At 70.3% G+C, this 13,071-nt stretch carries 6 protein-coding genes; all 6 read left to right on the top strand.

Annotation, left to right across the window (positions count from 1 at the left end):
* Nucleotides 1–117: 117 nt before the first annotated feature.
* The 6 genes from OG904_RS06280 to pgsA all read left to right on the top strand — a co-directional run bounded on the left by OG904_RS06280 (nt 118) and on the right by pgsA (nt 13,040).
* Nucleotides 118–5,664 carry a HAMP domain-containing protein gene (locus tag OG904_RS06280; RefSeq protein ID WP_405497807.1) on the top strand — a complete coding sequence of 1,849 codons (5,547 nt, stop codon included), beginning with the start codon at nt 118–120 and terminating at the stop codon, nt 5,662–5,664.
* Between the two features lie 236 nt (nt 5,665–5,900).
* Entirely contained in the window at nt 5,901–6,587 is a 687-nt protein-coding gene (locus OG904_RS06275; protein ID WP_405488218.1) for a two-component system response regulator, read from the top strand.
* 197 nt (nt 6,588–6,784) lie between these two features.
* On the top strand, nt 6,785–9,583 hold the full coding sequence (locus OG904_RS06270; RefSeq protein ID WP_405488216.1) for a DNA translocase FtsK: 2,799 nt from the start codon (nt 6,785–6,787) through the stop codon (nt 9,581–9,583).
* 250 nt (nt 9,584–9,833) lie between these two features.
* A complete protein-coding gene (locus OG904_RS06265) occupies nt 9,834–10,730 on the top strand; it encodes a helix-turn-helix domain-containing protein (RefSeq protein WP_405488214.1) in 897 nt (298 codons plus the stop codon).
* 136 nt (nt 10,731–10,866) lie between these two features.
* Complete coding sequence (gene rimO / locus OG904_RS06260) at nt 10,867–12,387, top strand: 30S ribosomal protein S12 methylthiotransferase RimO (RefSeq protein ID WP_405488211.1); 1,521 nt, start codon at nt 10,867–10,869, stop codon at nt 12,385–12,387.
* Nucleotides 12,384–13,040, top strand: a complete 657-nt coding sequence (pgsA, locus tag OG904_RS06255) for a CDP-diacylglycerol--glycerol-3-phosphate 3-phosphatidyltransferase (RefSeq protein ID WP_405488209.1) — start codon at nt 12,384–12,386, stop codon at nt 13,038–13,040. Before rimO ends, pgsA begins: the two co-directional genes overlap by 4 nt.
* The last annotated feature ends 31 nt before the right edge of the window (nt 13,041–13,071 follow it).

Raw genomic sequence — 13,071 nt, 5'->3', positions numbered from 1 at the left:
CCTCGTCGGGGAATCCACCCGCAGGGTGCGGCCGGTGTGCGATGGTGCCGGAGTGTTATGGCCGGGTTCGGCCGGGGTGAAACACTGGGCAGGCTTGGAGTCGGGTAGATGAACAAGATGCCCGGTGGAACAGCGGTCGACCCTTTCGGGAGGGACACGGTGGAGGCTGGCGCGGCAGTGCGGCGTACGGGAACGCGCCCGAAGGGAGGACGCTCCCGGCGGAGCGGTACGACGGAAGTCGATGCCGCGGCCCTGAACAGGCTGCTCACGGCCCTGGTGTCGATGCGGGACGGGAACTTCCGCAAGCGGCTGACGGTGTCCGGCGAGGGCGTGATGGCGGAAATCGCCGCCGTCTACAACGAGGTCGCCGACCGCAATCTCCACCTGACCGGGGAGCTCTCCCGGGTGCGGCGCATGGTGGGCCGCGAGGGCAAGCTCAGCGAACGGCTGGAAACGGGTGCCTGTGAGGGTTCCTGGGCGGCCGCGATCGACGCCTCGAACCAGCTGGTCGACGATCTGGCCCGGCCGGTGTCCGAGGTGGGCCGGGTGCTGTCGGCGGTCGCCGAGGGTGATCTCGACCAGCGGATGGACCTGCGGACGCAGGCGGCGGAGGGTGCCGGGCATCCCCTGCGCGGTGAGTTCCTGAAGGTCGGGCGGACGGTCAACAACCTGGTCGACCAGCTCTCCGCGTTCACCGACGAGGTGACGCGGGTGGCGCTGGAGGTGGGTACCGAGGGCAAGCTCGGTGGCCAGGCACAGGTGCGCGGAATGTCCGGGTCCTGGAAGGATCTGACCGACTCCGTCAACACGATGGCGTACCGGCTCACCGCCCAGGTGCGTGACATTGCTCTCGTGACGACGGCGGTGGCCAAGGGCGACCTGTCGCGCAAGGTCACGGTGCACGTGGCCGGCGAGATGCTCCAGCTGAAGAACACCGTGAACACGATGGTGGACCAGCTGTCCTCGTTCTCCTCCGAGGTGACCCGGGTGGCCCGGGAGGTGGGTACGGAGGGTGAGCTCGGCGGTCAGGCGAAGGTGCCCGGGGTCGCGGGCGTGTGGAAGGACCTGACCGACTCCGTCAACACGATGGCGGGCAACCTGACCGCCCAGGTGCGCGGCATCGCGCAGGTGACGACGGCCGTGGCCAACGGTGACCTGTCGCAGAAGGTCCGGGTCAGCGCGCGCGGCGAGGTCGCGCAACTGGCCGAAACGATCAACCAGATGACCGAGACGCTACGGACCTTCGCGGACGAGGTCACGCGCGTGGCGAGCGAGGTCGGGGCGAAGGGTCTGCTCGGCGGTCAGGCGCAGGTGCCGGGGGCGGCCGGGACGTGGAAGGACCTCACCGACTCGGTGAACACGGTCTTCCGCAACCTCACCACACAGGTGCGCGACATCGCGCAGGTGACCACGGCGGTGGCCAACGGCGACCTGTCGCAGAAGGTCACCGTGAACGTGGCCGGCGAGATGCTGGAGCTGAAGAACACCGTCAACACGATGGTGGACCAGCTCCAGTCCTTCGGTGCCGAAGTGACGCGAGTGGCCCGTGAGGTCGGCGTCGAGGGCGAACTGGGCGGTCAGGCGCAGGTGCCGGGGGCGGCCGGGACGTGGAAGGACCTCACCGACTCGGTGAACACCGCCTTCCGCAACCTCACCGGACAGGTCCGCAACATCGCGCAGGTGACCACGGCGGTGGCCAACGGCGACCTGTCCCAGAAGGTCACGGTCGACGTCTCCGGCGAGATGCTCCAGCTGAAGAACACCGTGAACACGATGGTGGACCAGCTGTCCTCCTTCGCCGACCAGGTCACGCGGATGGCCCGGGACGTGGGCACCGAGGGCCGGCTCGGCGGCCAGGCCCGGGTCGAGGGGGTGTCCGGCACGTGGAAGGAGCTCACCGACTCGGTCAACTTCATGGCCGGCAACCTGACCTCCCAGGTGCGCCAGATCGCCCAGGTGACCACGGCGGTGGCCCGCGGCGACCTCTCCCAGAAGATCGACGTGGACGCGCGCGGCGAGATCCTGGAGCTGAAGAACACCATCAACACCATGGTCGACCAGCTCTCGGCCTTCGCCGAGCAGGTCACCAGGGTGGCCCGCGACGTGGGTACGGAGGGCCGGCTCGGCGGTCAGGCGCAGGTGCCCGGTGTGGCCGGCGTGTGGCGGGACCTGACGGACTCGGTGAACGGCATGGCCGGGAACCTGACTTCGCAGGTGCGCAACATCGCGCAGGTGGCCACCGCGGTGGCCCGCGGTGACCTGTCGCAGAAGATCGAGGTGGACGCCCGGGGCGAGATCCTGGAGCTGAAGAACACCCTCAACACGATGGTGGACCAGCTCTCGAACTTCGCGGAGCAGGTGACGCGGGTGGCCCGGGAGGTGGGCACCGAGGGCATCCTGGGCGGCCAGGCGGAGGTGAAGGGCGTCTCCGGCACCTGGAAGGACCTCACCCAGTCCGTCAACTTCATGGCGAACAACCTGACCTCGCAGGTGCGCAACATCGCCGAGGTGACCACGGCGGTCGCCATGGGCGACCTCTCCAAGAAGATCACGGTCGACGCGAAGGGCGAGATCCTCGAGCTGGTCACCACCGTGAACACGATGGTGGACCAGCTGTCCTCGTTCGCCGAGCAGGTGACGCGGGTGGCCCGCGAGGTGGGCACCGAGGGCATCCTCGGCGGCCAGGCCCGGGTGCGCGGGGTGACCGGCATCTGGAAGGACCTCAGCGACAACGTCAACACCATGGCCGGCAATCTGACGGCCCAGGTGCGCGGGATCGCGCAGGTCTCGACCGCGGTGGCCAACGGCGACCTGACCAAGACGGTCACGGTCGAGGCGCGCGGCGAGGTCGCGCAGCTCGCCGACACCGTCAACACCATGGTCAAGACCCTGTCGTCGTTCGCCGACGAGGTCACGCGGGTGGCCCGCGAGGTGGGTACGGAGGGCCGCCTGGGCGGCCAGGCGCACGTGCCGGGGGTCTCCGGGACGTGGAAGGACCTCACCGACTCGGTGAACTTCATGGCCTCCAACCTCACCGGCCAGGTGCGGCAGATCGCCATGGTCACGACCGCCATCGCCAAGGGCGACATGACCAAGAAGATCGACATCGACGCGCGCGGTGAGATCCTGGAGCTCAAGACCACGATCAACACGATGGTCGACCAGCTGTCCTCCTTCGCCGACCAGGTGACCAGGGTGGCCCGCGAGGTGGGTACGGAGGGCATCCTCGGCGGCCAGGCCCGGGTCCGGGACGTCGACGGCACCTGGCGGGACCTGACCGAGTCCGTGAACGAGATGGCCGGGAACCTCACCCGGCAGGTGCGCGCCATCGCGGCCGTGGCCACCGCGGTGACCCGCGGCGACCTCAACCTCAAGATCGACGTGGACGCGGCCGGGGAGATCCAGGTCCTCCAGGACAACCTCAACACGATGATCGCCAACCTGCGCGACACCACCTTGGCCAACAAGGAGCAGGACTGGCTCAAGGGCAACCTCGCCCGCATCTCCGCCCTGATGCAGGGCCGCCGCGAGCTGGACGACGTGGCCTCGCTGATCATGAGCGAGCTGACCCCGGTGGTCTCGGCGCAGCACGGCGCGTTCTTCCTGGCGCTGCCGGCCGGCGGTCCCGCCGATATCGGGGCGGAGGGGGGCGCGGACGGTCCGTACGAGCTGCGGATGCGCGGGAGTTACGCGTACGCGGGCGGCCAGATGCCCATCTCCTTCCGGCCGGGGGAGGGGCTGATCGGGACGGTCGCCGAAGAGAAGCGCATGATCCTGATCGAGAACACCCCGCCCGGCTACCTGAAGATCTCCTCGGGGCTCGGCGAGGCCCCGCCGGCGCACGTGATCGTGCTGCCGGTGCTCTTCGAGGGCACGGTGCTCGGTGTCATCGAGCTGGCCTCCTTCCAGCCGTTCACGCAGATCCAGAAGGACTTCCTCAGCCAGATCGCCGAGATGATCGGCACGAGCGTCAACACCATCTCCGTCAACTCCAAGACGGAGATGCTCCTCAAGCAGTCGCAGGAGATGACCGAGCAGCTGCGCGAGCGCTCCGACGAGCTGGAGAACCGGCAGAAGGCCCTCCAGGCCGCCAACGCCGAGCTGGAGGAGAAGGCCGAGCTGCTGGCGCAGCAGAACCGGGACATCGAGGTGAAGAACACCGAGATCGAGGAGGCCCGGCAGGTCCTGGAGGAGCGCGCCGAGCAGCTCGCGGTCTCGATGCGCTACAAGTCGGAGTTCCTGGCGAACATGTCGCACGAGCTGCGGACCCCGCTCAACTCGCTGCTGATCCTGGCCAAGCTGCTCGCCGACAACGCGGACGGGAACCTCTCGCCCAAGCAGGTGGAGTTCGCCGAGACCATCCACGGGGCCGGTTCCGACCTGCTCCAGCTGATCAACGACATCCTCGACCTGTCGAAGGTGGAGGCGGGGAAGATGGACGTCTCCCCGACCCGGATCGCGCTGGTCCAGCTCGTCGACTACGTGGAGGCCACCTTCCGGCCGCTGACGGCGGAGAAGGGGCTCGACTTCTCGGTACGGGTCTCCCCGGAGCTCCCGGCGACCCTGCACACCGACGAGCAGCGGCTGCTGCAGGTGCTGCGCAACCTGCTGTCGAACGCGGTGAAGTTCACCGACACCGGGGCGGTGGAGCTGGTGATCCGGCCCGCCGGGGCCGACGTGCCGATCGCGATCCGCGAGCAGCTGCTGGAGGCCGGTTCGCTGCGCGAGGCGGACGCCGATCTGATCGCCTTCTCGGTGACCGACACCGGGATCGGGATCGCCGCGAGCAAGATGCTGGTGATCTTCGAGGCGTTCAAGCAGGCCGACGGGACCACCAGCCGCAAGTACGGCGGCACCGGCCTCGGGCTCTCCATCAGCCGCGAGATCGCCCGGCTGCTGGGCGGGGAGATCCACGCGGCGAGCGAGCCCGGCCGCGGGTCGACCTTCACGCTGTACCTGCCGCTGCACCCGAGCGAGCTGCCCCCGCAGGGGTACGCGCCGCCGACGCCCGGGGGCGCGCGGGCCGAGCTGTACCGCCGCCCGGCGGCCGAGGAGGCGCGGCCCGCGCTGCCGGCGGCCCCGGCCCAGCAGGGCCCCGTAGGGCCCGCGCAGCCGATGGCGCTGCCGCGTGCCGGGGAGCCGGCCGGGCAGGGGTCCTCCGCGCTGTTCCGGCGGCGCCGCAAGGCGATGAGCGAGCCGGCGCTGCGGGCGGAGGTGCCGGGGCAGGGCGACGCGGAGGCGTGGGCCGTCGACGAGCCGTTGCCGGTGGTGCCGCGCTCGTACGACTTCCACGGCGAGCGGGTGCTGATCGTGGACGACGACGTACGCAACGTCTTCGCGCTGACCAGCGTGCTGGAACAGCACGGGCTGGCGGTGCTGTACGCGGAGAACGGCCGGGAGGGCATCGAGGTCCTGGAGCAGCACGACGACGTGGCGCTCGTGCTGATGGACATCATGATGCCGGAGATGGACGGGTACGCGACGACCTCGGCGATCCGGCGGATGCCGCAGTTCGAGGGGCTGCCGATCATCGCGCTGACGGCGAAGGCGATGAAGGGGGACCGGGAGAAGGCGATCGAGTCCGGAGCCTCGGACTACGTGACCAAGCCGGTCGAGCCCGATTACCTACTGTCGGTCATGGAAGGGCATATGCGGGGCAAGTGAGACGTGGACGGGCGGGCGGGGAGGGACTCGCGAGGGAACCTTCTGCCCTCCCGCCACGTTTCCGATCCGTGCACAGTGACATCTTGGTGACAGGGTGTGGCGATCTCGGGACTGGGGCTACGATGACCGGCACAAGGACGGACGGCGCAAGGATGCCGTCCTCTGGGGCGGGGCCCGGCGCACAGGCCGGTGCCAGGAGCCGGGGAGGCCCCATGCCGGGGCGAGGAGGACAGGGCATGGTGCAGAAGGCCAAGATCCTCCTGGTCGACGACCGGCCGGAGAATCTGCTGGCGCTGGAGGCCATCCTCTCCGCGCTCGATCAGACACTGGTCCGGGCGTCGTCGGGGGAGGAAGCGCTCAAAGCGCTGCTGACGGACGATTTCGCGGTCATTCTGCTTGACGTGCAGATGCCGGGAATGGACGGTTTCGAGACGGCCGCGCACATCAAGCGGCGGGAACGGACCCGGGACATCCCGATCATCTTCCTCACGGCGATCAACCACGGTCCGCACCACACCTTCCGCGGGTACGCGGCGGGCGCGGTGGACTACATCTCCAAGCCCTTCGACCCGTGGGTGCTGCGGGCCAAGGTCTCGGTGTTCGTGGAGCTGTACACGAAGAACTGCCAACTGCGCGAGCAGGCGGCGCTGCTGAGGCTCCAGCTGGAGGGCGGCAGCACCAACGGCGCGGTGGACGGGTCCAAGGAGACGGCCGGCCTGCTGGCCGAGCTCTCCGCGCGGCTCGCCGCGGTGGAGGAGCAGGCGGAGGCGCTCACCAAGCAGCTCGGCGAGGAAGCGGCCGATCCTTCGGTGGTGGCCACCGCGGCCCATCTGGAGCGCAAGCTCACCGGTCTGCGGCGGGCGCTCGACGCGCTGGAGCCGGGGACCGGCGGCGCCACTCCCGTGCTGCCGGCGCAGGGGTGAGTGCGCGGGGCTGAGGGCTCAGGGCTGAGGGTCGCACACGTCTCGCCGTGAGCCCGCTTGGTGGTCCGTCAGGTCTGGCGGAGCGTCAGGGCGGGCCACGGGCGCGGGGCGTCAGCCCACGCGGACGGGGGCGACACGAACGGGTGAAGGGGTGGGCACGCGTGTCCACCGGCGCGCGCACCGGTAACCTCGGGCCCATGGCCTCAAGTACGTCCGGTAAGGGTTCCCAGAGCACTGCGGGCAACGCGAAGGGCCGCACCGGCCGTACGACGGCGCCGGCGAAGAAGACTGCCCCCGCTCGCAAGCCGCCCGCCAAGAAGCCGGCGGCCACCAGGCGCGCCCCGGTCAAGAAGGTCGCGCCCAAACCCGCGCCGTCCCCCACCGGGGGCGTGCTGCGGCTGGTGCGGGCCTTCTGGCTCGGCATCGCGCACGCGGTCGGAGCGGTCTTCCGCGGCATCGGGCAGGGCGCGAAGAACCTCGACCCGGCCCACCGCAAGGACGGCCTCGCCCTGCTGCTGCTCGCGCTCGCGCTGATCGTGGCCGCCGGGACCTGGTCCAACCTGAGCGGACCCGTCGGGGATCTGGTGACCATGCTGGTCACCGGCGCCTTCGGGCGGCTCGATCTGCTCGTGCCGGTCCTGCTCGGCGTCATGGCGGTACGTTTCATCCGCCATCCCGAACAGGCCGACGCCAACGGCCGCATCGGCATCGGGCTCTCCGCGCTCGTCATCGGGGTCCTGGGGCTCGTCCACATCGCCTGCGGAGCTCCCGGGCGCGACGAGGGCACCACCGCCATGCAGAACGCCGGCGGGCTGATCGGCTGGGGCGCCTCGAAGCCGCTGATCTTCACGATGGGCGCGCCGCTGGCCGTGCCGATGCTGGTGCTGCTCACCGTGTTCGGGCTGCTGGTGGTCACCGCCACCCCCGTCAACGCGATCCCGCAGCGGCTGCGGAGCGCGGGGATCCGGCTGGGTCTCATCGCGCCGAACGAGTACGACGAGGGGTACGGGGAGACCGGGGGAGCGGCCGCCCAGGCGCAGGACCGGCATGACGCCGAGCAGTGGCGGGCGCGCTCCGCCGGCGCCGGGCCGGGTGACCCGGGGGAGGCCGCCGAGGAGGAGGCGCTCGCCCGGCGTCGGCGCCCCCGGCGGGCCACCGGCCGGCCGGCCATGGACCGGGGGATGGACGCCGTCGACGTGGCGGCCGCGGCCGCCGCCGCGCTGGACGGGGTGGTGTACGGCGGGATGCCGCCCTCCCCGCTGGTCGCCGACCTCACGCACGGCATCTCGGTGGAGCGCCAGGGCACGGAGATCACCGCTCCGGTGCCGGCCGCCCGGGAGGAGGAGCCCCCCGCGCCGGCCGCCGCCGAGTCCCCTTCCGCAGCAGCGGCCGCGCTCGCGCCCACGCCGCACGACACCACTTCGGCGGCCTCCGGGACGCTGTCGGTTCCCGACCTGACCAAGGCTCCGCCGGAGACCCAGGCGCTGCCGCCCCGCGCCGAGCAGCTCCAGCTGCGCGGGGACATCACGTACGCGCTGCCCTCGCTGGACCTGCTGGAGAAGGGCGGGCCCGGGAAGACCCGCAGCGCCGCCAACGACGCGGTCGTGGCCTCGCTGACGAACGTGTTCATGGAGTTCAAGGTCGACGCGAAGGTCACCGGTTTCACCCGGGGCCCGACGGTGACCCGCTACGAGGTGGAGCTGGGACCGGCCGTGAAGGTCGAGCGGATCACGGCGCTGGCGAAGAACATCGCCTACGCCGTGGCCTCGCCGGACGTGCGCATCATCAGCCCGATCCCGGGCAAGTCGGCGGTCGGCATCGAGATCCCGAACACCGACCGCGAGATGGTCAACCTGGGGGACGTGCTCAGGCTGGCCGATGCGGCCGAGGACGACCACCCGATGCTGGTGGCGCTCGGCAAGGACGTCGAGGGCGGCTACGTCATGGCCAACCTGGCGAAGATGCCGCACGTGCTGGTCGCCGGCGCCACCGGCTCCGGCAAGTCCTCCTGCATCAACTGCCTGATCACCTCGGTGATGGTGCGGGCCACCCCGGAGGACGTCCGGATGGTGCTGGTGGACCCCAAGCGGGTGGAGCTGACGGCGTACGAGGGCATTCCGCACCTGATCACGCCGATCATCACCAACCCGAAGCGGGCCGCCGAGGCGCTCCAGTGGGTCGTGCGCGAGATGGACCTGCGCTACGACGACCTGGCGGCCTTCGGGTACCGGCACATCGACGACTTCAACAAGGCGATCCGCGACGGCAAGATCAAACTGCCGCCGGGCAGTGAGCGCGAGCTCAGCCCGTACCCGTACCTCCTGGTGATCGTCGACGAGCTCGCCGACCTGATGATGGTGGCCCCGCGCGACGTGGAGGACTCGATCGTCCGGATCACCCAGCTGGCCCGTGCGGCCGGCATCCACCTGGTGCTCGCCACGCAGCGGCCCTCGGTGGACGTGGTGACCGGTCTGATCAAGGCGAACGTGCCCTCGCGGCTCGCCTTCGCCACCTCCTCGCTGGCCGACAGCCGGGTCATCCTCGACCAGCCGGGTGCGGAGAAGCTCATCGGCAAGGGGGACGGGCTGTTCCTGCCGATGGGCGCGAACAAGCCGGTCCGGCTGCAGGGCGCCTTCGTCACCGAGGACGAGATCGCCGGGATCGTGCAGCACTGCAAGGACCAGATGGCGCCCGTCTTCCGCAACGACGTCACGGTCGGGCAGAAGCAGAAGAAGGAGATCGACGAGGAGATCGGGGACGACCTGGACCTGCTGTGCCAGGCGGCGGAGCTGGTCGTCTCGACGCAGTTCGGGTCCACCTCGATGCTCCAGCGCAAGCTGCGGGTCGGGTTCGCGAAGGCCGGGCGGCTGATGGACCTGATGGAGTCGCGGGGGATCGTCGGGCCGAGCGAGGGGTCGAAGGCGCGCGACGTACTGCTGAAGGCCGACGAGCTGGACGGAGTGCTCGCGGTGATCCGTGGGGAGACTTCGGAGTAGCCCGCACGGGGCCGGCCCGCATCGGAGCAGACCGCTTCGGAGCGGACCGCAAAGGATCCGGGCACAACCGTTTCCCCCGGGCGTGCGTCCAGTTGAGGGAGGTGGCGGCGTGTTCCCGGCCGCCGCACCGGGCGGGAGCCCTCTGGCCATTCGTATGGCGTAGGGAGGCCCCCCTCCGGTTGCTCCACCCTTTCGTCACCCCCCTAGACTGGACATCCAGCAGGTGGCTACACGCTCGAAAGGCGCCCTCGTGTCCATCGGCAACGCCAACTCCCCCGAAGAAGAGCGTCCTTCGACCGACGACCGGTCCGAGGACCGCATCGTCGAACGTTCCGTCGAAGGGCCGTCGATCGGGACGGCCCTCAAGAAGGCCCGGATCCTCGCCGGGCTGACCGTTGACGAGGTCAGTTCCACCACCCGCGTGCGCATTCCGATCGTGCACGCGATCGAATCCGATGATTTCTCGCGCTGCGGCGGCGATGTCTACGCCCGTGGCCACATCCGTACGCTCGCCCGCGCCGTGCGGCTCGATCCGGCACCCCTGATCGACAGCTACGACGCGGCCCACGGCGGCCGGCCGGCACCCACCCCCGCCGCGCCGATGTTCGAAGCAGAGCGGATCCGTCCCGAACGGCAGCGGCCCAACTGGACCGCCGCCATGGTCGCCGCCATCGTCGCCGTGATCGGCTTCGTCGGCTTCACGGCCTTCGGCGGCGGCGACGAGAAGGCGAAGCGGCCGGTGGCGGAAGGTACCGCCGCCCCCAAGCCCGCACCCACCCCGACCGCCGGCACGCCCTCCGTCCAGGCGCCGCCGGCGCCGAAGGCTCCCAAGCCGGAGCCCTCGGACAGCGCCATCGCCGCCGCGCCCAAGGACCTCGTCACGGTCGTCCTGACGGCCAACGACGGCGAGAGCTGGATCTCGGCCAAGGACCACAGCGGACGGCTCCTCTTCGACGGCACGCTCACGCAGGGGCAGTCGAAGACGTTCACGGACAAGGAGTCCATCGACCTGGTGCTCGGCGATGCCGGGGTCGTGAAGCTCTTCGTGAACGGCAAGGAGATCAAGGACGCGTTCCAGGCCGGACAGGTGGAACGTCTCACATACACCAAGGACGATCCGCGTCAGGGACAGGCCCAGGCGGGCTGAGCAGCGGTCGATCAACGGCTGACCAGCAAGGAATACAACGTTCCGGATCCCCGGGGTGCCACGCCGCACTCCGGGGATCTTGTCGTACCGGGACGGGAGGCAGGGGCCGGTGCCGGGACGAAGTAGTCTTGAGTCCATGCCCGAACGCCGTACCGTCGCCCTTGTCACTCTTGGCTGCGCCCGTAACGAGGTGGACTCGGAGGAGCTCGCAGGCCGCTTGGCGGCGGATGGCTGGGAGCTCGTCGAGGACGCCGCCGACGCGGACGTAGCCGTCGTCAACACCTGCGGCTTCGTCGAAGCCGCCAAGAAGGACTCCGTAGACGCCCTGCTCGAAGCCAACGATCTCAAGGATCACGGCAGGACCCAGGCCGTCGTGGCCGTCGGCTGCATGGCCGAGCGCTACGGCAAGGAGCTTGCCGAGGCGCTTCCCGAAGCGGACGGCGTGCTCGGCTTCGACGACTACGCCGACATCTCCGACCGCCTCCAGACCATCCTCAACGGCGGCGTCCACGCTTCCCACACCCCGCGCGACCGGCGCAAGCTGCTGCCGATCAGCCCGGCGGCACGCCAGGACACCGCTGTGGCCCTCCCGGGCCACGCCCAGGCCACGTCCGGTGAGCCGACTCCGTCGGCGGGCGAGGCCGCCCCCGCGGACCTTCCCGAGGGCATCGCGCCCGCCTCCGGGCCGCGCGCGCCGCTGCGCCGCCGCCTGGACAAGAGCCCGGTGGCCTCCGTCAAGCTGGCCTCCGGCTGCGACCGGCGCTGCTCCTTCTGCGCCATCCCGTCCTTCCGGGGCTCCTTCATCTCCCGCCGCCCCAGCGACGTGCTGGGCGAGACGCGCTGGCTCGCCGAGCAGGGCGTCAAGGAGATCATGCTGGTCTCCGAGAACAACACCTCGTACGGCAAGGACCTGGGCGACATCCGCCTGCTGGAGACCCTGCTGCCCGAGCTGGCCGAGGTGGACGGCATCGAGCGCGTCCGCGTCAGCTACCTCCAGCCCGCCGAGATGCGCCCGGGCCTGATCGACGTACTGACCTCGACCCCCAAGGTCGTCCCGTACTTCGACCTCTCCTTCCAGCACTCGGCCCCCGACGTGCTGCGCGCCATGCGCCGCTTCGGTGACACCGACCGGTTCCTGGAGCTGCTCGACACCATCCGCTCCAAGGCGCCCACGGCCGGTGTGCGGTCCAACTTCATCGTCGGCTTCCCCGGCGAGAAGGAGTCGGACTTCGCCGAGCTGGAGCGCTTCCTCACCCACGCGCGGCTCGACGCCATCGGCGTCTTCGGTTACTCCGACGAGGACGGCACCGAGGCCGTCACCTACGAGAACAAGCTGGACGCCGACACGATCGCCGAGCGCCTCGCCCACATGCAGCGCCTCGCCGAGGAGCTCACCTCGCAGCGCGCGGAGGAGCGGATCGGAGAGACGCTGGAGGTACTCGTCGAGACGGTCGTCCCGATCGACGAGGCGGAGGACGGCGAGGGTGCCTACGGGCGCGCGGCCCACCAGGCCCCCGAGACCGACGGGCAGGTCGTCTTCACGGACGGCGCGGGGCTGGTCCCCGGGCGTATCGTCACGGCGAAGGTGGTCGGCACCCTGGGTGTGGACCTGGTGGCGGAGCCCCTGGGCATGGATCTTGAGGAGGCGGCCGGATGACCGGAGCCCCGGCATCTGCGGCGGGCGGGGCCGGCCGCCGGCCCGCGCCCGGCGCGAAGCTGGGCGCCGCGGCCGTCAACCAGGCCAGCCTGTGGAACATCGCCAACATCCTGACGATGATCCGGCTGGTCCTGGTGCCGGGATTCGTGATGCTGCTGCTCGCCGACGGGGGATACGACCCCGTCTGGCGGGCGCTGGCGTGGGCGGCGTTCGCCGTCGCCATGATCACTGACATCTTCGACGGGCATCTGGCCCGGACGTACAACCTGGTCACGGACTTCGGGAAGATCGCCGACCCCATCGCCGACAAGGCGATCATGGGGTCGGCATTGGTGTGTCTGTCGTGGCTCGGTGACCTTCCCTGGTGGGTGACCGGGGTGATCCTCGGCCGGGAACTGGGGATCACGCTCATGCGTTTCTGGGTCATCAGGTACGGCGTCATCCCCGCGAGCCGGGGCGGCAAGCTGAAGACCCTGGCCCAGGGCACGGCGGTGGGCATGTACGTGCTCGCGCTGACCGGGCCGCTGGCGACGCTGCGGTTCTGGGTGATGGCGGTCGCCGTAGTCCTGACCGTGGTCACCGGTCTGGACTACATCCGGCAGGCCGTCGTGCTCCGGCGCAAGGGACTGGCCGCGGAGCGTGCCGCGCGGTGAACCTCGCGGGGGACGGCGACGTGTACGGCGT

This window comes from Streptomyces sp. NBC_00096, from assembly GCF_045041305.1.
Classification (GTDB): domain Bacteria; phylum Actinomycetota; class Actinomycetes; order Streptomycetales; family Streptomycetaceae; genus Streptomyces.
Note: the sequence above shows the minus strand (reverse complement) of the source record. Positions and strands in the feature narration are given on the sequence as shown.

Coding starts and splice junctions, on each gene's coding strand:
- OG904_RS06280 (WP_405497807.1), top strand. CDS start 118: ATGCCCGGTGGAACAGCGGTCGACCCTTTCGGGAGGGACACGGTGGAG.
- OG904_RS06275 (WP_405488218.1), top strand. CDS start 5,901: ATGGTGCAGAAGGCCAAGATCCTCCTGGTCGACGACCGGCCGGAGAAT.
- OG904_RS06270 (WP_405488216.1), top strand. CDS start 6,785: ATGGCCTCAAGTACGTCCGGTAAGGGTTCCCAGAGCACTGCGGGCAAC.
- rimO (WP_405488211.1), top strand. CDS start 10,867: ATGCCCGAACGCCGTACCGTCGCCCTTGTCACTCTTGGCTGCGCCCGT.
- pgsA (WP_405488209.1), top strand. CDS start 12,384: ATGACCGGAGCCCCGGCATCTGCGGCGGGCGGGGCCGGCCGCCGGCCC.